The following is a 23287-nucleotide window of genomic DNA, read 5'->3' on the forward strand; positions in this document are numbered from 1 at the left end:
TTAGTATGCATCTTTGGGCAAATCCAAATTTCAATTCAACATGTTACCAAAAATTAAAAATTTCTCCTTCATGCTTTTATTAGGCTTTTTGCTACTGGGCCTGCAAAAGGGGAAGGCACAGGACAATTCGGCCATTACTATTTCGGGTACGGTAGTCGAAGAGGCCACAGGGCAGCCGATTGCATTTGCAACGGTGATGGTTGCCGACAATGAAACCAAAAAACCTTTGACGGGTGCCACAACCGGAGACGACGGTAGTTTTACTCTTGAGACCAGTGCCGATAATTTCTACGTAGAGGTCGGTTTTCTAGGTTTTCAATCTAAAACTTTCGGTCAACCTACGACCCGAACCCCAAAAATGGATTTAGGAACGATTTCACTGACTGAAGATGCGCAGCAATTGCAAGAGGTGGTAGTGGCCGGAGAGATATCTAGAACCGAATTCAAGCTCGATAAAAGAGTTTTTAACGTAGGTAAGGATTTGAGCAGCACTGGAGCCAGCGCCCTAGAGGTTTTGAACAATGTGCCATCGGTGAATGTAAATATCGAAGGTAAAGTGAGTTTAAGGGGTAGCCAAGGGGTGCAAATGCTTATTAATGGAAAGCCCTCGATTATAGCAAGTGAAGAAGGCAATGCTTTGGGTACGATTACCGCTGATATGATTGAAAGGGTGGAGGTAATTACAAACCCTTCGGCTAAATACGATGCGGAGGGAACTTCTGGAATTATCAATATTGTACTTAAAAAAGAGGAAAGAAAAGGCCTTAACGGTTCTATTTCGGTAAATACAGGTACCCCAGCAGGTCATAGTGTTGGAGTAAGCCTTAATAGAAGAACAGAGAAGTTCAATCTATTTAGCCAAATCGGAGTAGGGGTACGAGATTTACCTACCGATGTTGAGAATAGAAACGTAAACCTGGTCAACAATACCGCTGTGGTAAGCACTGGTGAAGAGTACAGAAATGAAAACTATTATAATTTGGTTTTAGGTACCGATTACCATATCAATGATATGAACGTTCTTACCTTATCGGGAAATTTTGCGCTAGAAATCGAAGACCAGCCATCTACCACCGATTTTGCCGAGTATGATGCTGCAAACGCCATTGTTTCTCAATGGCAGCGAACCGAGGTTACAGAGGCAAGAAACCCAAAATTTCAATATGAATTACAGTACAAGAAAAATTTTGATGAAGATGACGATGAACATACCTTACTTTTCAGTGGTTTAGGAAACTTTTTCGGTAAGGATCAGTCCTCAGAATTTATCAATAGTACCGTATCGGGAGAGTTGAATGATGCCAACCAACAGACACGTACCGATTTTAAAGAGGCCGTCTTTACCTTTAAATTGGACTACACCAATCCGCTAACCGATGAAATAACTTTGGAAACTGGGGCGCAATATGTCTTGAACGATGTTAGCAACGATTACGAAGTAAACAACCTTATTGATGGAAACTATGTGAACGACCCAGGTCTTACCAATATATTTGAGTATGATCAAAAGGTGTTAGGCCTTTATGGTACTGGCTCTTATGAGGGTAAAAAATGGGGGGTAAAAGGTGGACTGCGTTTAGAGCAGACCGATTTGAATACTTTTTTGGCCACGACTGATGAATCAAATGATCAGAGTTATGTAAACTTTTTTCCAAGTGCTCATACATCGTACAAGTTCACCGATAAAGTTTCACTTCAGGCCGGTTACTCAAAACGTATCTACAGACCTCGCATGTGGGATTTGAACCCGTTCTTCAACATTCGAAACAATTTTAGCATCCGACAAGGTAATCCTGAATTAGAACCTGAGTTTACAGATTCTTATGAGTTAACCAGTATTTATATTTTAGGGAAAGCCTCTTTAAACTTTGGCGTTTACCATCGATATACTACCGACGTAATCGAAAGGGTATCGACTTTTGAAGATAATGTGAGCACCTTTAAGCCTGAGAATATAGGTACCAATAAGTCTACTGGTATCGAGTTTAACGCCAAGTATAGCCCGGCCAATTGGTTGACATTGAACGGAGACTTTAACTATAGCTCTTTTAAGAGAGATGGTGTTTTCAACACCCAGATATTTGACTTTACCGGAGATCAATGGTCTTCAAAATTAATGACCAAAATAAAGTTGCCAGCCGATTTTGATTTAGAAATGACCGGTAATTACCAATCGAGCTATAGAACGGTTCAGAGCAGAATGGAGGATATTCTCTTTATGGATATGGGTCTTCGCAAAAACCTTTTTAAGGGTAAAGCGGTAATCAACTTAAGCATACGTGATTTGTTTGCCTCTCGAGTCAATGAAAGTCAAATTGCACAAGCCGATTTTGAGGTTTATAATCGGGCACAAAGAGGACGTTTTGTAGCCTTAGGTTTTAGTTATGGTTTCGGTAAGGGGGAAGCCATGCAATATTCAGGTCAACGAAGAAGATTTTAAGTCAAGCTAAGCGAATAGGTTGATAGCCAAATGTAGTGTGGATTTGACTTGAGGCACTGCATTTGGCATTTTATTGCCACCATCAATCATTTGTTAAAAGCCCCAATTTTAGGGCCTGCTTAGTTAGGCCGGCCAAATTTTTTACCTGAAGTTTGGCTATCAAGTTTTTGCGATAACTCTCAATGGTGTGTTTACTTAAAAAGAGTTGGTCGGCAATCTCTTGGGTGGTATATTCTTCGGCAATAAGTTTCAAGACTTCTTTTTCTCTTTCCGTTAAATGAATTTCTTCTTGGCGGCGGTTTTCGAACATGGCATCGGTATACGCCTTTTTTATTTCCGATGAAAAGTATTTTTCACCTTTAACAATAGTCTCTATGGCCAAAAGCAGTTCATCCTTTTCGGCATTTTTGGGCACATAACCATCGACATTGCCTTTAATCAGTTTCTCGATTTTTGTTCCATCGATATGCATGCTTACCACCAACGTTTTTAAAGTTGGGTAATTCTCTTTCACCTGTTGGTTTAATTCAATACCATCTATTTCTGGCATGGTTAGATCGGTAATCAATAGATGTAGGTCTTGAGCACCATTAATATCTAAGTACTTCAGCACTTGGGCGCCGTTTTTAAAAGTAGCGGAGATTTCAAAACGAGAATCTTCCTTTAGAATGCTCAAGAGCCCATCAATGAACATTTGGTGATCGTCGGCAATTAGTATTCGATGCTTCATTTTACTTAGGCTTTTTGTTAATTCTTCTTTTATATGCGAAATCTGTGAGTATAGTTAGAGGAATGCCAATTATTGTAAAAAAGAGATAGGTGCCAATCATTGGGTTACCACAATCAAGCGTATGGGAAAAGGACAATCGACCATACCATAACGGAAATACGAAAACATGGCCAATGATCAAGGCAATTAACAGTAAATAGCGCCATTGCGATTTACCAATAGAAATAACCACTGAGTACCCAAACCACTGCAAGGTCGAAATTAGTAAGAGGGCTATTATTTTCATAGGGTAGGAAAGGTTATGGAGACAACTGTACCTCGGTTAACCGACGAATCAATAAATAACTCACCGTTAATATCATTGACCCTTGTTTTGATATTCTGAAAGCCTATACCGTCTGATGTTGTAGCCGTATCAAACCCAACTCCGTTATCTTCAAATAACAAAGAAGCTTCAGCTTCCGCAATTGCAAGATTTATAGATATTTCGCTGGCATTAGCGTGTTTCAAAGTGTTTGTGATGAGTTCTTGTATAATCTTATATACTTGTAATTGAACGGATTCTACAAGACCGTTCACAGCCTTTTTTGGATGTGCCTGAAAATTTATTTTGATTCCCCCATTTACGGTCATAGAAGATATATATTCATCGATTAGGTCAGTAAGCGTATTTTGCTTGAACTTTTTTGGTACCAAGTTATGCGAAATGTTTCTGACCAGTTGGTAGGTTTCATCAAGCTGCCCGCCAATAGGCCTTAATTGTTGAAACTTTTCAGTAAGCCCAGAGACTTGTAGTTTGATGCCTGCTAAATTTCCGCCGACACTATCATGAAGTTCTTGGGCAATACGTTTACGCTCTTCGTCTTGTGCTTCTATCGAAGCTTTTATCAAACTAAGTTCCTGCTCATTCTTTAGTGCTTCGACCTTTCTTTGGTTAATTTCTTCTTGTTTACGGGCTAGTTCACTTTGGGTTTGAAGTTTCTGATAGTAGAGGAATAAAAGGCCCAAAATAGGTATTAGAACAACCAAAAAACCAATTAAAACGGCATTCTTGATGGTGCGTTGACGTTTCAGTTCGGCCTCCTGTAGAATTTGGTTTTCCTTCAAATCGGAAATGGACTTTTCTTTCTGTAAGGTTTCGTACTGTACCTCTAATTCTCGAATGACCTTTTGCTGTTGACGATTGGCTATTTGGCTATTTACTCCCGCTAGTTGGGTCATCACGGCATAGGCATTTGAAAAATCTTCCTTTGCCGCAAATACCCTCCTTTGAATATTCAAAATATCCCTTTGGTAATATAAATTGTCTCGCTCAATAGCATTGATATAGGCAACGGATAAAGCCGCAACCGCTGCATCATAATTTTTCTCTTGTAGAAATAATTCGCCCATTCTAATGGTTCCCTCAAAATAGATGTTGTGAAACCCTTGTTCCATACCACTTTCACGAGCTTGGTTATATAGAGTGAAGGCCTCTTGGTAGTTTTTGTTCAGCTCTGCTACCGTACCCAATTTGAGCTTGACCGTCAATTCTTGTTTCTTTTGCTGTGAGTTTTGGGAGGCTGAAAGTGCTTTGTCAAAATATGTTTTGGCACTTTCGTATTCTTTGTTTATGAAATGGGAATCGCCAAGATAAGTGAAAAGATCAGGCATCAATTCCGGCCAATCTTTCTCAATATTGCTTGGTAATTGCTCAAGGGTTGCAATGGCCTTATCAGGTATTTGTTTGAGATTGTAGCTATTAGCCAGAGCTATTTTATTTCGGAACAAATACTCTTTATTGTTAGAAGATTCAGCGGCTTTAATGCCCTCGATATGCCATTTAATGGCATTGTCTATCAATCCGTTAAAACGGCTTCCTAATCCGAGTATGTAATAAGCCTTTGAGAAACGGATCGATTTTTGAATAGAGTCTTGATCCCAGTTTCTAATTTCCCTTAAATAAAGATTGCCATACTGAATGATACTATCTGAATTCGCCTTATCGATATGATATGCGGCCAATTGTTCTATGACCGAGAATCTTTCGGGGCCGAATTTTGCCGTTTTAAGGGCTTTGTAATACGGGTCTAGTGATTTCTGGTGTGTATTGGGTACCGTTGAGAACCAGAGGTCTTTTGTAGCTGTTCCTTCACTTTTTTGCGCATTTGAAAAATAGATGCAACCCATCAATAGTATCATTAACCATTGATATCTTTTTGGGAATCTTGACTGTAATGGAGGCCTCAAAATTTTATGTTGCATTTATTTTTTATCCAGGTACAAAAACACGGTCAAGTCGATTGCCTTCCAGCTCAACCACCTTCTTGTCGATATATTTTATAAGCTCAGGACAGTTGTTTTCATAATCTTCGCAAATTACGGTTTTTGACCTTTTATTGATAGTGAGGGTTACTTTCAATTCACTTTTGCACGAGGAGGTCGAGCTGTATTTTTCCGAGAGGTTCCAGAAACCTTCAGCCTCTACTTTTTTGAAGAATCCTAAAGTAGATAAAGTGTCTAGAAAGGTTTCTTTGTAGTTGTGATGCTCGATTTGAGATGAGGTTGTAGGGCTGTAGCGTATCTTGTTCTTGGTGACTTCGAAACTGTCAAAGTGAAAAGCACCCCTTTTCACCGTAAGTACGCAGTTGTCTTTGACTTTATGTTTCTGTTGGTAATTTGAAACTGATCTATTATTGCAATAGACCGCAATAGCGAGACAAAGAGCCAGTAGTTTAGGGTAAATATATTTCATTTCGACAGGTTAAAAGTTCTGTACAAAAATGAATTATACTAAATCTGAACACTAGACCTATACCAGTGAAATGCAACCCCCTGAAAACAGGGTAGCACTAGCTTTATACTGTTGTAGTATTCTTCTCAGTTATGGAATCAAGTATCATATGTGCGTGAACCCTTGAGTTTTCAATAAACCATTTATGGGTTTCCATTCCACCACAAATGACTCCGGCCAAATAAAGCCCGGGTATATTGGTCTCCATAGTTTCTGGATTGTAGTTAGGCAGTCGCTTTTCATCGTCGGAAAGTTCGATACCCAAATGTTGTAAGAATTCAAAGTTGGGCATATAACCGGTCAAAGCTAAAACGAAATCATTTTCTATCGCCAAATCACCTTCAGGGGTGTTTATGATAATCTCGTTTTCTTTAATCTCCCTTACTTCTGAATTGTAGAATGCTATGATACTACCTTCTTCGATACGATTAACAATATCGGGCCTGACCCAATATTTGACTCTTTGGCCAACTTCCGGACCTCGGATGATAAGAGATACATCAGAGCCTTTACGCCAACACTCCAATGCAGCATCGATAGCAGAATTGCTGGCGCCGATGACAGCGAGTTTTTGATTGGCATAAAAATGAGGGTCTTTATAATAGTGCGATACTTTGGGCAGGTTTTCTCCTGGAACATCGATGGTATTCGGCAAATCATAAAAACCGGTTGCCACTATCACCTTATCGGCAGAATAGGTTTGTTTGCTAGAAGTAATCTCGAAAATATCGTTTGCTTTTTCTACATTCACTACCTTTTCAAAGAGCCGAATATGAAGTTCATTTGAAGTGACAATACGTCTGTAATACTCTAAAGCTTCATTGCGTTTTGGTTTTGCCTCCTTACTAATAAATGGTATGCCATCAATCTCCAGTTTTTCTGAAGAGGAGAAAAACTGCATGTTAATGGGGTAGTTGAACAAAGAATTGACAATAGGACCCTTCTCTAAAATCACATAGCTGAGTCCCCTTTTTTTGGCCTCCAAGCCACAGGCAATTCCTATCGGTCCGCCACCAATTATTACAATTCGAAAATGCTCCATTTATCCGTAGCTGTTTTTAGGTCTTTAATAGTGTTCAAAGGGGCTTCACTTTTAAAAATAAAACTGCCTGCCACCAGTACGTCTGCGCCAGCCTTTATCAGAGCTTTGGCATTTTTTGCAGTAACACCACCATCTACTTCTACCAACGCCTTTGAATCGTTCATTTTGATGAGTTCTTTGGCATCAGTGATTTTTTCGTAACTATTTTCAATAAAACTTTGACCACCGAAACCAGGGTTTACACTCATGATCAATACCAAGTCAATATCTTTAATCACGTTTTTCAGCAAGTTGACATTGGTATGAGGGTTCAGGGCAACGCCGGCTTTCATACCTGCATCTTTAATTGCCTGAATCGTACGATGCAAATGGGTACAGGCTTCGTAATGAACCGTTAGAATGGTAGCGCCCAAATCGGCAAAAGTTTTAATATACCTATCAGGGTCTACAATCATCAAATGAACATCAAGCGGTTTGGTAGCATGTTTGGCAATAGATTTTATTACGGGCATGCCATATGATATGTTGGGTACAAAAAGTCCGTCCATAACATCTATGTGATGCCAATCGGCCTCACTTTGGTTCACCATTTCAACGTCTCTTTGTAAATTACCGAAATCGGCAGCAAGTAACGATGGGGCTATTTTGGCTTTATTCATTTTTAAACGATTGATTTCTTCTACAAAAGTAATGAAACGATACTTTTTTAAGGATTTGAATCTGTTGGTAAATCAAGTCCTTCATCAGATTTGGAGTTTTGTCATTTTAAGCAGACTTTTTTGGTTTACTCAAAATATGCACTGGTTTTATTTATGTAGAATACTATTTGTGTAAAGTCGTGTAATTGGTCGTTGAACAATTTAATTCTTACACAGTAACCATGTTCATTAGTTTGTTTGGTCAAGTGGTTGAATTCTAATGGTTAAGGATGAATTCTTGTGGCTGTCCACTCATCAGGAACGGGCTGTCAAAAAAATGGACAGTTGTATGGAAAGGCTTAAAATGAAAAAACTCCGGTAATCAGCCGGAGTTTATTCATCAATCAAAAAACGAACAGTCATGATAAACTGTTGTTGCTGTTAAAATTACAACTAATATGCCAAATTTCCAATTTAAGGATAATTTAACGTGTAATTTAAACCTTTACTATCCTAAGTAAGTTTTTAAGATTTTACTTCTGGATGTATGCTTTAATCTGCGTATTGCTTTTTCTTTAATCTGACGTACTCTTTCTCTCGTCAAATCGAATGTTTCTCCGATTTCTTCCAAAGTCATGGAGTGCTGTCCTGCCAATCCGAAGTAAAGACGAATTACATCGGCTTCACGCGGTGTCAAAGTTTCCAAAGCCCTTTCAATTTCAGTACGAAGAGATTCGTGCAATAACTCTTTATCAGGGTTTGGTGACTCACCACTACGTAAAACGTCATAAAGGTTAGAGTCTTCACCATCAATTAGGGGTGCATCCATAGATACATGACGACCTGAGTTTTTAAGCGATTGCTTAACGTCTTCAACAGTCATATCAAGCTCTTTTGCAATTTCTTCGGCCGAAGGCACACGTTCGTGAGCTTGTTCTAAAAAGGCAAAGGTCTTGTTGATTTTATTGATAGAGCCAATTTTGTTCAATGGTAAACGAACAATTCTTGACTGCTCTGCCAATGCCTGTAAGATAGATTGTCTAATCCACCATACGGCATACGAAATAAATTTAAAACCTCGAGTTTCATCAAATCGCTGTGCGGCCTTAATCAAACCTAAGTTACCTTCATTAATTAAATCAGGTAAGGTCAAACCTTGATTTTGGTACTGCTTGGCAACTGACACCACAAATCGAAGATTGGCCTTTGTTAGTTTTTCAAGAGCGACCTGGTCGCCTGCCTTGATGCGTTGTGCCAATTCTACTTCTTCGTCTGCAGTAATCAAATCAACCTTGCCGATTTCTTGCAAATACTTGTCTAAAGATGCCGTTTCACGGTTGGTGACCTGTTTTGTAATCTTAAGCTGTCTCATCTAAATATCCCTTTCTATTACGTGCGTTATGCATAGTTGCATATACTTATACGTAAAAAACATTGAAATGTTACATGAGGGTGAAAAAAACTTCAATTTTTTACGCAACCGTACAAAAAAAGCCCCTATTTGATTCAATAGGAGCTTTTGAAATGTTGATTTTAAGAGACTTAGTCGTTTTTAGGTTTTCTGTCTCTGTTATCCCTACCGCGTTTATTATCCCTACCGCGATTACGGTCGTTATTGTTACGTGGTGGTCTCTCTTTATAACCTTCCGGTTTTGGTAAAAGTACCTTTCTCGAAACTCTGTCTTTTTTGGTTCTAGAATCGATACCCATGTATTTAACATCGAAAACATCACCCATGTTGACCACGTCGCTTACGTTTTCAGTACGTTCCCAAGCTAGTTCCGATACGTGAAGAAGTACTTCGTTACCCGGAGCCTCTTGGTATTCTACTACGGCACCAAAGTCTAGCATTTTAATGACCTTTACTTCATAAACACTGCCTACTTCAGGCTCGAACATCAACGAATCTATTTTGGCCAATACGGCATTGATGCCATCTTGATCTGTGCCTAGAATCTCTACGATACCTTCTTCGGTTACCGGATCTTCATTGATCACGATAGTTGTATTGGTCTCTTTCTGAAGTTCTTGAATTACTTTTCCGCCAGGTCCGATCAATGCTCCGATAAATTCATTCGGAATAATTCTCGTTACCATTTTTGGTGCATGAGGTTTCACATCTTCATTTGGCGTTGAAATGGTTTCAGTAAGTTTACCTAAGATATGCAAACGACCATCTCTCGCTTGTTTAAGGGCTTTTACCAAAATTTCATATGACAATCCCTTGACCTTAATGTCCATTTGGCAAGCGGTGATACCATCGGCAGTACCGGTTACCTTAAAGTCCATATCACCTAAGTGGTCTTCATCACCAAGAATATCAGATAGTACGGCGTACTTTCCTGTTTCGGCATCTGAAATTAAGCCCATGGCAATACCTGAAACGGGCTTTTTAAGTTGAACCCCGGCATCCATCAACGCCATAGTGCCTGAACAAACCGTAGCCATTGATGAAGAACCATTCGATTCTAATATTTCGGAAACGACCCTAACAGTGTAAGGGCAATCTTCAGGAACCATACCTTTCAATGCTCTTTGAGCCAAGTTTCCGTGACCGACTTCCCTTCTTGACGTACCTCTGATAGGTCTTGCTTCTCCTGTAGAAAAAGGAGGGAAGTTATAGTGAAGATAAAAACGCTCTTCTCCTTCATAAGAAGGCATGTCTATTTGGTTGGCATCTCTAGATGTACCTAGAGTTACCGTAGCTAATGCCTGTGTCTCACCTCTGGTAAAGATAGCAGAGCCATGGGTAGAGGGTAAATAATCTACCTCGCACCAAATCGGACGAATCTCATCGGTTTTACGACCGTCAAGACGCAAACCTTCATTAAGTGTAAGGTCTCTAACAGCAGCTTTTTCAGCTTTGTAAAAATATTTTGAGATAAGGCCGTTATACTCTTCTTGCTCCTCTTCGCTAAAAGATTCGATAACCTCGTCTTTTATAGCTTCAAAAGCAGCGCTTCTTTCGTGTTTGGCAGAACCTGCCTTTGCAATTTCATACACCTTATTGTAGGTAAGGTCATGAATTTTCTTGGCAAGATCTTCATCTTCTCTTTCAGGTTCGTATTCTCTTGTTTCTTTCTTTCCGAAGGCTTCGGCTAATTTTACTTGGGCCTCGCACTGAACTTTGATAGCCTCGTGCGCAAATTTGATGGCTTCGGTCATTTCTTCTTCTGAAATCTCTTTCATTTCACCTTCTACCATCATTACAGAATCTGCAGAAGCACCGATCACCATATCAATGTCTGAATTCTCTAATTGGGCCAAAGTAGGGTTGATGATCAACTCTCCGTCGACTCTACCTACCCTTACTTCAGAAATAGGGCATTCAAAAGGAAAATCAGATAGTTGAATGGCCGCAGAAGCCGCCAAACCAGCCATTGCATCTGGCATAACATTCTCATCGTGAGACATCAATTGAATCATCACCTGAGTTTCAGAATGATAATCTTTCGGGAACAATGGGCGCAAAACCCTGTCAACTAAACGCATGGTCAATACTTCACCATCGCTTGGCCTGGCCTCTCTTTTAAAGAAGCCACCAGGATAACGGCCGGCAGCCGCGAATTTTTCTCTATAATCTACCGTTAAAGGAAGAAAATCTACATCCGAAGCCTTGTAATTGGAAACTACGGTACATAGCAACATACATTTGCCGGAACTAACTACAACAGAACCGTGGGCCTGTTTAGCCAATTTACCGGTCTCGATAGAGATTTCCCTACCGTCACCAAGGTCAATGACCTCTTTAAATACTTTTGGAATCATAAATTTGATTTAAATCCACCATAGAGGCGAACTGTTAAACAATGGTCTTTCCGACATTTTCGATGGTCGGAGTTGTTGTGTTGTGTTGACCAATGAAAAACCGTGTGAAGCTTTTTGAATTTGCCCCTTTAAAAAAGAGGACTTTATAATAAAAAAAGGGGGTCTAAATATAAGACCCCCAATCGAATTATTTTCTAATATTCAATTCTTTGATTAATTCACGATACTTTACAATATCTTTCTTAATCATATAGTCAAGAAGACTTCTTCTCTTACCTACCAAACGAACCAAAGAACGCTCGGTGTTGTAGTCTTTCTTGTTTCTTTTTAAATGTTCAGTCAAATGGTTGATGCGGTGCGTAAACAACGCGATTTGACCTTCGGTGGAACCTGTGTTCCCTTCACTACCGCCGTATTTTTTAAAAATGTCGGCTTTTACTTCTTTGCTTAAATACATGCCAATATTGCTTTAAATGATTTTTATGTATCCGATTGATTTTCAATCAGGGCGCAAATATACTACTAATTTTCTGAACTCCTAACAGGATTGTTCTGAATTAAATCTAAATACAGATTTACTTTTTTCTTCAAATCTCTTCTGTGCGAGATAAAATCTAAAAAGCCATGTTCTTGCAAGAACTCAGCGGTCTGAAAGCCTTCTGGCAAATCTTGACCCGTAAGGTCTTTAACGACCCTTGGGCCGGCAAAGCCGATCAAAGCACCAGGTTCCGATATATTGATGTCTCCCAACATGGCATATGAAGCTGTAGTACCCCCTGTAGTAGGGTCGGTACATAATGAAATATACGGTATTTTGGCTTCGGCCAACTGGGCCAACTTAGCAGATGTTTTGGCCAATTGCATCAGTGAAAGAGCGGCTTCCATCATTCTAGCCCCGCCTGATTTGGAAATCATTAAAAAAGGAAGCTTTTTCTTGATGGAGTAGTCTATCGCCCTTGCAATTTTTTCACCGACCACACTACCCATAGAACCTCCGATAAATCCGAAATCCATACAGGCAACGACCAAATCTTTACCCATCGATTTGCCAACCGCGGTTCTGACCGCATCTTTCAGGTTGGTTTTTTTCTGGGCATCTTTAAGTCGATCAGAATATTTCTTGGTATCCTCGAACTTCAATGGGTCTTTTGACGTGAGTTTTACATCAAGTTCTTTGAACTTGTTACCGTCGAAGATAATTTCAAAATACTCTTTACTTCCTATTCTGACATGGTAATCATCCTCTGGGCTAACATAAAAGTTTTTGGCAAGCTCCTCAGACTCTACAATCTTACCTGTGGGTGATTTGTACCACAGGCCCTTCGGAGTATCTTTTTTCTCTTCGGTAGCCGTTTGTATTCCCTTCTCCTTTCTTCTGAACCAAGCCGTCATATTTTCCATATTATCGTTAGCGGATATTTTAGATTTTTAAAGCGTGTTCACATTGTTCAAATCGGCAAAAGCCTTTTTCAAACGCTCTATGAACGCCTTTTCACCTTCTCTTAGCCACACGCGTGGGTCATATGCTTTTTTGTTAGGTTCATCAGGACCTTCTGGGTTTCCGATTTGAGATTGTAAGTAGTCTTTCTTGCCTTGTACGTAGTCACGAACACCGGAAAGAAAAGCATATTGTAAATCGGTATCAATGTTCATTTTAATAACCCCATAGCTGATACCTTCTCTAATTTCTTCTACTGAAGAACCGGATCCACCATGAAAAACAAAATCGATATGATTGTGCTCAACCCCGTATTTTTCAGAAATGTATTCTTGCGAATTCTTAAGAATTTTTGGGGTTAGCTTAACATTACCGGGCTTGTAAACCCCGTGAACGTTACCAAAGGCGGCAGCAATCGTAAATCTGTGGCTTACTTTTGAAAGTTCTTCGTAAGCGTAAGCTACCTCTTCAGGTTGCGTGTATAATTTAGAGTCATCTACATCTGAATTGTCAACCCCATCTTCTTCACCACCTGTGATACCCAATTCAATCTCTAAGGTCATATTCATTTTGCTCATACGCTCTAAATAGCCCTTGCAGATTTCGATATTCTCTTCAAGAGGCTCTTCTGAAAGGTCGATCATATGAGAGCTAAACAACGATTTTCCAGTTTCGGCAAAGTGCTTTTCACTCGCTTCTAACATACCATCGATCCAAGGTAAAAGTTTTTTAGCGCAGTGGTCGGTGTGTAGAATAACCGTAGCCCCATATGCTTCTGCCAATTGGTGAACGTGTTTTGCGCCTGCAACAGCACCCAAAACAGCTGCTTTTTGGTCTTCGTTCGATAAGCCTTTTCCAGCGTTGAACTGAGCTCCGCCATTTGAAAATTGAATGATTACCGGTGCATTCAGGCTCGCTGCCGTTTCAAGAACACCGTTAATTGTATTGGATCCGATTACGTTAACGGCAGGCAATGCAAAGCCTTTCTCTTTTGCGTAATTGAAAATATCCTGTACTTCATCTCCGGTGGCAACTCCGGGTTTTATATTGTGGGCCATAATTCTCTAGGTTTGTAATTTGAATGGGACAAAAGTAATAAAATATTATCTCTAAAGCTGAAGCCCAGCTCAAGATTATAAGCTGTTTGTATAACAGTATTTTAGATATCTGTTACTTAGCCAACCCATAAGCCAATAATTGTTTAAAATGGATAGTTAATACCTATTTGAAGTACTGAATTGGGCAGGTTGAAATCGGTGAGCCATCTATCGGAAACCTCTCTGGCGGGGTTATAGGTTTTGAAACCTAGGTCTGCCCTTAGTACAAAGTATGTGAAATCGTACCGAAGACCGAAGCCTGTGCCTAGGGCAATATCTTCGAGAGAACGTAATCCGGTAAAGGTGGCTGCAGGGTCTTCAACGTTATCGAATACGTTCCATATATTACCAAGATCGGCAAAAAGGGCACCTTTAAAATTACCAATGACGGGAAACCTGTATTCCAGATTCAATCCTATTTTCAAGTTAGCCTCATTGAAGTCGTTGATAGCATCCGTACGTCCTGGCCCAAGAGAATACGGAGACCATGCCCTAATATCGTTAGCACCTCCAGCAAAATAACTTCTAACAAAAGGTATATTGTCGGAGTTGCCATAGGGGATGGCAATACCGAAGAAAGTACGCAAGGCCAGAACATTGGCTCGTGATACGTTCCAGTATTTGATATAGTCGAACTCCGTTTTTACATATTGACTATAGGGCACCCCAAAAACCAAACGATCTTCATTCTCATTCTCTTCAAAAGGAATGACGGCGGATATAGTCGACAATAGGTTGCCGGCACTTTCTAGCTTAAAACGAAACTGATAAAAGGTATTATCGGTAATTCCTTCTCTATTATTAAGGTTGAGGGTATAATTACTGGCGAAGATGAGGTTGTTTTCAGTTAAGCGGTCTCTTCTTTCTTCAATTCTACTAACTGCTTGATAAATGGCCGCGGTTGAACTTACCTCTCTTTCTAGAATAGCCTGTGTAAAACCGGCCGTACCCTCGGGAATAATAAGCCTAGGGTTGTTGGACCCGTTGGGCAATTCGAAATACTCCTCCAATTCGGGATATTGAACTTCATCTAGATAACTATCAAAATTATCGGCAAGGTCATCTAATTGTTCATAAGAGTTTTGGTATACATTGAAAAAACGGTCAATGTTGACATTACGAACGAACTGTACATTTAACAATTCTACGTTGTGTTTGATAAAATCGGAGGGAATCCAGTTGTAACCCAATACGGTATTGAATGCCTGTTTATCCAAACCGATATTCTTTTGGAAGCTGGTTCCTAAAGAAATACGGGTTCTGGGTAGGGTGTAGCTGGGAATGATTGAATTGGTGTTGAAAAATGGAAACCAGATTCGTGGAATATCCAAATTTATATCGGCACCATACTCTTGTATATTAAAAAAACGGTTGTCAATAATACTAGGGTCGTTTGATGAACCAATGCTCAATCTACCAGCTAAACTCAGGTTTTCTGCGCCTCCAAATAAATTTCTGGCCTGCAATGATGGGCTAAGGGCCAAACCGACTTGTTGAATGTTAGATCGGGTCACCTCGAAAGAAGTTCCCAATGAATATTTAGGCCGGGCCGCCAAATAGATGTTAGCGTCGAGGGTGTTTCCTTCGCCAGTGGGTTCAGAGGTTATGGTAGGGTATTTAAACACTCCTAAATTGGTTATTTGCCGATAAGTACGCGTTCTGTCGATATCACGGTAAATACTATCCTTTTCAAAGAACACGGCATTGGCTAGGGTCTTTGGTTTAAAGCGTAGCTTGTCCCTGAAAAAAATGGTATAATCTTCGTAGTTTATCGATTGTAGTTCGCCGTCACCTTCGTCATATAAATAGTCGGTATAAATATTGATTTTGTTGAAACGATATACTTTGTACTCTGCTGAGGTAACGGCCGAATCCCCTCTTTTTTTGAAATTGTCGATATTAAGCTCTATGTTCATTTGCTGGTCATCGGCTACCTTAGTGGTATCTGTAGCAATATCATATGAAATCGAGCTTTCTTGAAAATTATAGACCCCTGAATTTCTAAAGATGGTACTGAGCCGCTCCCTTTCTCTTGCAAATTGTGAAAGATCGAACTGGTCTCCTCTTTTTACAAAAGATAGTTCTTCACTTTCTTGATATATTGAATCTATGGCTTTGGAAGCAATTTGATGCGAAATTGAATCTATGTAGAACGGTTTGCCCAAATCAATTCTATAATCAAGACTGGCCCTTTTCTTCTTGGTCAAAGTATCGACAATATAGGTCGTATTGTTGTTGAAATAACCTTTGCTGCCGTAGTAGGCGCTTAACCTTTCTAAAGTTCTCCTGGCCTTGGTGGTATCAACTACAACAGGTGCCTCGCCAATTTTTTTTAGCCATTCGCTTAGACCGCTAACTAGAAAAGATTCTCCCAATCGGTTTACTTGCTTTTTTGAGAGCAGGCGCACCAAACGTTCTTCTCTATGTTCTTTGCGATGCAGCCAAGCGTTGTACGACGAATCTGGGTTTTGTTTTGCCAGGTTGTAAAGATTCAGTCTAAGGGGGTATCCTAATATTCGAGTGTTGGGTTCTTGAACTATTAGGCTTTGTATGGCTTCGTCGTTGATTTCTTCGCCATCTGCGTATATGGTGTTTTCCCGAAGTAGGAGTTCGTTTTCGCCCACCCTTTTTAAGGTGTTGCACGCATTGATCGCAATCGCAAGAAATAATAGGCTTAATTTAGCACAGATATTGGTAAGGTGCGACGATTTACACATAGCCACCAAAATTACATCTTTTTATGATTGTTAAAAGCCAAATAAAGCTTATAAGAAGTCTACATCAAAAAAAGTACCGCAATCAACTGGGGTTGTTTTTTGTGGAAGGAAGAAAAACTATCAATGAGCTTCTGACCTCTAGATTTGAGCTAAATTCTTTGTATGAAACAGAAGAAGGTTTGATTGGTTCGAAAGATATTCGGCCAGAAATAATTTCTCAAGATGAACTGAAGAAAATAAGTGCTTTGACAACGCCTAGCGGTTGTTTGGCCGTCTTTAAGATTCCTGAGGTGCAATCTATAAATTCTGATAATTGGATTGTTGCCTTAGATGAAATTCGTGACCCTGGAAATTTGGGCACCATCATACGATTGTGCGATTGGTTTGGTGTTACTGATTTGGTCTGTTCAGCCAATACGGTCGATTGCTATAATCCTAAAACAGTACAGGCAAGTATGGGGTCATTGGCTAGGGTCAATGTGGGTTATACCGATTTAAGCCAGTTTTTGGCAAATTCGGATTTGCCTGTCTATGGCGCTTTTATGGAAGGCCATTCGGTCTACAAGAGCGACTTACCCGAAAAAGCTGTATTGGTAATGGGAAACGAAGCAAATGGAATCTCACCTGAAATTGAAAGTCTGATTTCGGATAAAATAGCCATTCCCCAATTTGGAAAACAATCTACAGAAAGTCTGAACGTAGCCACGGCCAGCGCGATTCTATTGAGCGAAATTCGTAGGAGGTAATCGATTTACTCGAAAGTGAAGTTAACGAAAATACCCCTGGTGCTCATTTTTTCAATATTGCTGGTCCATGGGCTATTAGGGTCATTGTCTCTGATCAATTCATCGGTCAGGCCAAAAACACCACGTATAGATGGGGTAAACTTAAAGTATTCCAGATAGAAATCGATTCCGAAACCGAGTTCGTAATTGTAAGTCCATTTTTTCATTCTGAAAGTACCGCTGCTATTGTCATCAGGGCTAGATTCGTTGCTACCTAAGTTCAATGAGGCCGAAGGGCCGGCCACTAGAAACGGTTTCCAGTTTCCGAAGCGGCGGGTGCTAATTTTTGCCAATACCGGAAAGTTGATGTAGGTGGATTTTACTTCGCGAATAGCATTTCTTTCACCTTCTTCGGTTGCTTGAAACCCGGGAAAGCCTAATGTTCGAGCATTGTAATAAAGACCGGGCTCAAGTCGTATATCTAAAAATTCATGAAGGTTCATTTCTCCGATCAACCCCACATTAAAGCCTGTAGATTCAAGAACCAAAACGTCGGTGTTGCCGTTTCCTCGATTGTTTTTGTAGTCAAATTTGAATCCATATCGGTTAAAGCCTAAAAAATATCCGTAATTAAGAAATTTTTTATCCTTGTTTTCGAGGTTGATGATGGGGTCCGCATTAAACTGTGCGTTTGCCGATAGGTTAATAAACAGCATACTTCCCAAAAGCAGAAAAAATCTTTTCATTCAAAAAAAATTATCCCATTAATGCCGAGACCTTATGTAGTAAGGGGGAGCGGGTTTTCAGTTGGTTTCAAAAGAAACCGGGTTTTTATTTTTTTCCTATATATATAGATGCCACCCCAAGCGTTTGGGGTTTGTTCTCTACCTCTATAAACCCGATTTTGCGCAAAATATTGTTGAACGCTTCACCATGTGGAAAAACAGAGGCCGATTCACTTAAATACCTGTAAGCAGAACGGTCTTTAGAGAACATTTTTCCGATGACCGGTAATATATTTTTGGTGTAAAGGTGGTACCCTTGTTTGAAAGGCGACTTTGTAGGTACTGAGGTCTCCAGAACCACAAATGTTCCACCCTTGGCAAGTACCCGATAAATTTCTGCCAGGCCTTTTTCTAGGTTTTCAAAATTACGAACACCAAAGGCAACTGTTATGGCATCAAAGCTATTATCTTCAAAAGGTAGGTTTTCACTATCGCCAACGATCATTTCAATGGTATTCTCCAGATTTTTGGCCTGAACCTTTTTTTTGCCCACTTCAAGCATTCCCGGAGAAATGTCCAATCCTACGATTTTGTCGGCCCCGGTCTCAATTAGATTAATAGCCAGGTCACCAGTTCCGGTCGCTATATCTAAAATAGAATTGGGGGTTGTTTTTTTTACGATAGAAACAACTCTTTTTCTCCATTGAACGTCTATACCGAAAGATATGACCCGATTGAGGCCATCATACTTATCTGATATGGTATCGAACATTTGGGTGACCTGTGCTTTTTTTCCCAGTTCAGAGTCTTTATAGGGGGTTACCTTTTTGGCCATTGGGCAAATTTTGGGCAAAGATACAATATAGGCCTAACTAAACGTTTACCTAGAAGGTAAATGAATTTGGTATGAAGGGGCAAATAAATACCAATTTAAAAGGGGCTACCGATTAAATGTGTAATTTTGCCACGCAAATCGGGGCAGATATTATTTAACTTTTTGAATCTAAGGTCCTAACATTGCAGACCACACAAAGTTGCTAGTAGATGAAAATTATTATTGCAGGTGCCGGTGAAGTAGGGTTTCATCTGGCCAAACTGCTATCTTACGAGTCTCAAGACATTACGCTAATCGATTCGAATAAAGAAAGTCTTGCGTATGCAGATACGCATTTAGATATTCGGGTGCTTCGTGGAGACGCGACCTCTATCTCTGTTCTAAAAGATGCCAACGTTCAAGATTCTAACTTGATGATCGGAGTGACGGCTTCTGAAACAACTAACCTTACCTTGTGTATGTTGGCCAAACAATTGGGTTGCGAGCGTACTATTGCCAGAATCTCCAATACAGAGTTTATAGATGATAAAGAGAGTATTAGGTTTAGCGAGTTAGGTATAGATGAGCTCATTTCGCCGGAGGAGTTAGCCGCTACCGAAATCAAGTTGCTATTGAACAAATCGGCATTCAACGATACCTATGAGTTTGAAAATGGTAAGCTGATAATGGTCGGTGTATCGCTGCCACCTACGGCACCTTTTGTGGGCAAGATGGTTAAAGAAGCTGCTAAAATATTCCCTGAGTTACATTTTATGCCCATAGCTTTACAGCGTACGGGAACGCAATATACCGTGGTTCCTCGGGGTGATACCATTTTTAAAGATGGGGATCAAGTGTATTTTATTACCACCAAAGAGGGGGTTGAAGAACTTTACAAGTTGACCGGTAAGAAAAAGGAGGAAATCAAGAATGTAATGATTTTGGGCGGTAGCAAAGTGGGCTTCAAATCGGCCCGTGACCTTTGCATGAACCGTTTTAATGTCAAGTTGATTGAAAAAGACAAAGAAAAGGCTTTTGATTTGGCCGATGAGCTTCCGAATGCACTGGTGATTAATGGTGACGGCCGTAATGTTGAATTGCTTGAGGAAGAGAGTCTTGAGTCGATGGATGCTTTTATCGCAGTGACAGGAAACTCTGAAACTAATATCATGTCCTGCTTGGTAGCCAAATCTAAGAGAATAAAGAAGACGATAGCCTTGGTTGAAAATATGGACTATTTTCAACTTTCCCATTCTATTGGTATCGATACTTTAATCAATAAAAAGCTACTTGCCGCCAACAATATTTTCCGTCATATCAGAAAGGGTGAAGTGGTGGCCCTGATGAGGCTGAACAATTTAAATGCCGAAATACTGGAATTCGTAGTAAAACCTAGTTCAAGGGTTACTGGCAGTATTATTCGTGAGCTTGATTTTCCAAGGTCGGCAACTATCGGTGGGGTCATTCGCGACGATGAGGGAATCATTGCCTTGGGGGGCTTTGAAATTAGGGCCGGTGATAGGGTAGTGGTCTGCTGCTTACCTGAAGCCATTCCGAAAATAGAACGATTGTTTCTCTAATGCGTCTTAACTCTAAAATAATATTCCATATAATGGGGCTCTTGCTGCTATGCAATGGCGCCTTTATGCTTTTGGCGGCGCTTGTAAGCGGAATTTATAAGGATGGAGCTACCCTTGGTATCGCTTTGGCGGCCATTACGACGATGTTCGTTGGTACTTTTGCCATGTTCTATACAAGAGGGCATAAGAAGGAGGTTAAGCGCAAAGAGGGCTATATCATAGTTACCTTTGGGTGGATTGTGATGTCTGCTTCCGGTATGCTGCCCTATCTTTTTGCCGATGCCATTCCGTCGGTTACCAATGCATTTTTTGAAACTATTTCGGGGTACACGACCACAGGGGCATCTATTCTAGATGATATTGAAGCATTGCCTGAGGGGCTTCTTTTTTGGAGGAGCCTAACCCACTGGATTGGAGGTATGGGTATTATAGTTTTGGCCATAGCTATTTTACCGCTATTAGGTATTGGGGGCATGCAGTTGTTTGCGGCCGAGGCACCTGGGCCTAGCGCGGACAAATTGCACCCGAGAATTACCGATACGGCAAAGCGTTTGTGGCTTATATATGTCGGGTACACTATCGCCGAAACCGTACTTTTAAAACTGGCTGGCATGTCTTTTTTCGACGCCATAAACCACTCCTTGGCTACGCTTTCGACCGGAGGGTTTTCTACCAAAAACTTAAGTCTTGCTTATTGGAACGACCAACCATTGATTCAATACATCGTTATTTTGTTCATGTTTTTGGCCGGTACCAACTTTGTATTAAGCTATTTCGCCTTTAAGGGAAAGGTGCAGCGTATCATAAAAGACGAAGAATTAAAATTTTATACAGGCTTTATCCTATCCTTTACCATTATCGCTGCCCTCGTGGTTTATTTTAAAGCAGATGTAGCAATTAGTGATTACCACCCGAAGGTGTTGGGTAGTGCCGAAAGTGCATTTAGGCACTCTCTTTTTCAAGTGATCGCCGTTGTGACCACTACAGGATTTGTTACGGCCGATTTTACGAGCTGGACTCCCTTTTTAACCGTTTTCTTTTTTGGGTTGATGTTTCTTGGTGGTTCGGCCGGTTCCACCGCTGGGGGTATAAAGGTTATGCGGCATATTCTAATTATCAAGAATGGTCTTTTAGAGTTTAAAAGGACTTTGCATACCAGTGCCGTAATTCCTGTGAGATATAATGGAAGAACCGTTAAAGAGCAGATTGTCTATAACATTATTGCCTTTTTTGTGCTTTACATGTTGCTGTTTATAATAGGAGCGTTAGGCCTAGGTGCCATGGGTATCGATTTTGTGACAGCCATAGGTGGTGCTGCCTCTTCTTTGGGTAATGTAGGTCCGGCATTTGGTACTTTGAACCCAGTAAGTAATTTTAATGGTCTGCCAGATATAGGTAAATGGTGGTGCGGGTTTTTGATGTTGGCAGGTAGGTTGGAACTCTTTACCGTATTGATACTGCTCTCGCCCTATTTCTGGAAGAGAACTTAATTGAATTGTATTTCTTAATTCAAGCTAATAAAAAAGCCCCTGGGATACGTTGGGGCTTTTTCGTGAGTAAAGAAATTATTTTTTTTAGCTGAGCGCCTTTTTAATTCTCGCTATTGCTTCTTTTATTTCATCTTCTGATGCGGCGTATGATATTCTAATGCAATCTCCATTACCAAAGGCATCCCCGGTAACCGTTGCAACATTGGCATGCTCAAGAATGAACATGGCGAAGTCGGAGGCGTTATTGATAGTTACGCCATTGACTGTTTTTCCAAAGTAAGAACTGATATCCGGATAAACATAGAAAGCTCCTTCAGGTTCATTACATCTAAATCCTTCTATATCGTTTAAAAGCCCTAGAATAAGTTGTCTGCGCTCTTGAAACTTGTCTACCATATATTGAACCCGACTAGGTGATTCAACCAAAGCGGTAATAACGGCACGTTGTGCTATACAGTTGGCGCCACTGGTCACCTGACCCTGTAATTTATTACAAGCTCTTGCTATGAATTTTGGTGCACCGATATATCCAATTCTCCAACCGGTCATCGCGAAGGCCTTCGCCACCCCGTTAACGGTAACGGTTCTGTCGTACATGTCTTCAAAAGCTGCCATCGAGGCATGTTTGGTCACCCCGTAATTGATATGCTCGTAGATTTCATCACTTACTACGATTATTTGAGGATGTTTTTGCAAGACATCTGCCAATGCTCTTAGTTCTTCTTCGCTATAGATGGAACCACTTGGGTTACATGGCGAGCTGTACCAAAGCATTCTGGTTTTTGGCGTAATGGCCGCTTCCAATTGCTCTGGGGTCATTTTGAAGTCGTTTTCTATAGAGGTCGCAACTTCTACCGGCACGCCATCGGCCAATTTTACAATGTCACTGTAGCTAACCCAGTAGGGGCATGGTAGAATCACTTCTTCCCCTTCGTTCAAAACAACTTGGGCAACATTATAAAGAGCCTGCTTGGCGCCTGTTGATACAACAATTTGAGAAGGATCGTAAGCAATATTGTTATCCCTTTTGAATTTGGTGATAATGGCATCCTTCAATTCGCCATACCCATCAACAGGGGTGTAAGCATTATAATCATCGTTGATGGCCTGAATGGCTGCATCTTTAATGTAATCAGGTGTGTTGAAGTCAGGTTCACCTAGGCTCAGACCTATGATGTCTTTGCCGGCAGCCCTAAGTTCACGTGCTTTTGCTGCCATTTCTAAGGTGGCAGAAGGTGTTAAGCTGTTTATTCGTTCCGATAATCCGTTAGAAGTAGCTAGTGTTGTTGTCATCTTTGCTTTTTAGATGT

Annotated in this window: 18 protein-coding genes; 4 read left to right on the forward strand and 14 right to left on the reverse strand. The window is 40.4% G+C overall.

Annotated features, from left to right (window positions below; translation table 11 throughout):
• The first annotated feature begins 70 nt into the window (after positions 1-70).
• Positions 71-2440, forward strand: coding sequence for a TonB-dependent receptor (locus D1013_RS05820; protein WP_121850624.1), 2370 nt, complete (start codon positions 71-73; stop codon positions 2438-2440).
• A gap of 82 nt (positions 2441-2522) precedes the next feature.
• On the opposite strand, the gene D1013_RS05825 is transcribed toward D1013_RS05820, so the two are convergent.
• The 11 genes from D1013_RS05825 to tamL form a co-directional block, all read right to left on the reverse strand.
• Positions 2523-3170, reverse strand: a complete 648-nt coding sequence (locus D1013_RS05825) for a response regulator (protein WP_121847973.1) — start codon at positions 3168-3170, stop codon at positions 2523-2525.
• Between the two features lie 282 nt (positions 3171-3452).
• Positions 3453-5339, reverse strand: coding sequence for a tetratricopeptide repeat-containing sensor histidine kinase (locus tag D1013_RS05835; RefSeq protein WP_225621564.1), 1887 nt, complete (start codon positions 5337-5339; stop codon positions 3453-3455).
• A gap of 82 nt (positions 5340-5421) precedes the next feature.
• Entirely contained in the window at positions 5422-5904 is a 483-nt protein-coding gene (locus tag D1013_RS05840; protein WP_121847976.1) for a hypothetical protein, read from the reverse strand.
• 103 nt (positions 5905-6007) lie between these two features.
• Positions 6008-6985: a YpdA family putative bacillithiol disulfide reductase gene (locus D1013_RS05845; protein ID WP_121847977.1), complete on the reverse strand. Its 978-nt coding sequence runs from the start codon at positions 6983-6985 to the stop codon at positions 6008-6010.
• Complete coding sequence (gene rpe, locus D1013_RS05850) at positions 6964-7644, reverse strand: ribulose-phosphate 3-epimerase (RefSeq protein WP_121847978.1); 681 nt, start codon at positions 7642-7644, stop codon at positions 6964-6966. Before rpe ends, D1013_RS05845 begins: the two co-directional genes overlap by 22 nt.
• 487 nt (positions 7645-8131) lie before the next feature.
• Entirely contained in the window at positions 8132-8995 is an 864-nt protein-coding gene (locus tag D1013_RS05855; RefSeq protein ID WP_036382919.1) for a sigma-70 family RNA polymerase sigma factor, read from the reverse strand.
• Between the two features lie 170 nt (positions 8996-9165).
• On the reverse strand, positions 9166-11391 hold the full coding sequence (locus D1013_RS05860) for a polyribonucleotide nucleotidyltransferase (protein WP_121847979.1): 2226 nt from the start codon (positions 11389-11391) through the stop codon (positions 9166-9168).
• A 187-nt stretch (positions 11392-11578) separates the two neighbouring features.
• Positions 11579-11848 carry a 30S ribosomal protein S15 gene (gene rpsO, locus D1013_RS05865; RefSeq protein WP_121847980.1) on the reverse strand — a complete coding sequence of 90 codons (270 nt, stop codon included), beginning with the start codon at positions 11846-11848 and terminating at the stop codon, positions 11579-11581.
• Positions 11849-11913: 65 nt separating this feature from the next.
• Complete coding sequence (gene accD, locus D1013_RS05870; protein ID WP_121850625.1) at positions 11914-12783, reverse strand: acetyl-CoA carboxylase, carboxyltransferase subunit beta; 870 nt, start codon at positions 12781-12783, stop codon at positions 11914-11916.
• A 36-nt stretch (positions 12784-12819) separates the two neighbouring features.
• The gene (gene fbaA, locus D1013_RS05875; protein ID WP_121847981.1) at positions 12820-13887 is read right to left on the reverse strand and encodes a class II fructose-bisphosphate aldolase; all 1068 of its coding nucleotides are present in this window, start codon (positions 13885-13887) and stop codon (positions 12820-12822) included.
• A gap of 143 nt (positions 13888-14030) precedes the next feature.
• Complete coding sequence (tamL, locus tag D1013_RS05880) at positions 14031-16643, reverse strand: translocation and assembly module lipoprotein TamL (protein ID WP_121847982.1); 2613 nt, start codon at positions 16641-16643, stop codon at positions 14031-14033.
• A 23-nt stretch (positions 16644-16666) separates the two neighbouring features.
• Here tamL and D1013_RS05885 point away from each other — a divergent pair, with 23 nt between their 5' ends.
• The gene (locus tag D1013_RS05885) at positions 16667-17389 is read left to right on the forward strand and encodes a TrmH family RNA methyltransferase (protein ID WP_121847983.1); all 723 of its coding nucleotides are present in this window, start codon (positions 16667-16669) and stop codon (positions 17387-17389) included.
• A gap of 5 nt (positions 17390-17394) precedes the next feature.
• Here D1013_RS05885 and porT read toward each other — a convergent pair whose 3' ends face one another.
• Positions 17395-18114, reverse strand: a complete 720-nt coding sequence (gene porT / locus D1013_RS05890) for a type IX secretion/gliding motility protein PorT/SprT (RefSeq protein WP_121847984.1) — start codon at positions 18112-18114, stop codon at positions 17395-17397.
• Positions 18115-18199: 85 nt separating this feature from the next.
• A complete protein-coding gene (ubiE, locus tag D1013_RS05895; RefSeq protein WP_121847985.1) occupies positions 18200-18928 on the reverse strand; it encodes a bifunctional demethylmenaquinone methyltransferase/2-methoxy-6-polyprenyl-1,4-benzoquinol methylase UbiE in 729 nt (242 codons plus the stop codon).
• A 209-nt stretch (positions 18929-19137) separates the two neighbouring features.
• Between ubiE and trkA the strand changes: the two genes are divergently transcribed.
• Entirely contained in the window at positions 19138-20487 is a 1350-nt protein-coding gene (gene trkA, locus D1013_RS05900; protein ID WP_121847986.1) for a Trk system potassium transporter TrkA, read from the forward strand.
• Positions 20487-21977: a TrkH family potassium uptake protein gene (locus D1013_RS05905; RefSeq protein ID WP_121847987.1), complete on the forward strand. Its 1491-nt coding sequence runs from the start codon at positions 20487-20489 to the stop codon at positions 21975-21977. The genes trkA and D1013_RS05905 overlap by 1 nt, the downstream gene beginning before the upstream one ends.
• A gap of 84 nt (positions 21978-22061) precedes the next feature.
• Here the strand turns inward: D1013_RS05905 and D1013_RS05910 are convergent, their stop codons facing one another.
• Positions 22062-23270 carry a pyridoxal phosphate-dependent aminotransferase gene (locus tag D1013_RS05910; protein ID WP_121847988.1) on the reverse strand — a complete coding sequence of 403 codons (1209 nt, stop codon included), beginning with the start codon at positions 23268-23270 and terminating at the stop codon, positions 22062-22064.
• Positions 23271-23287: the final 17 nt, after the last annotated feature.

The sequence above is a fragment of the Euzebyella marina genome (genome assembly GCF_003687485.1).
GTDB classification, from domain to species: Bacteria; Bacteroidota; Bacteroidia; order Flavobacteriales; family Flavobacteriaceae; genus Euzebyella; species Euzebyella marina.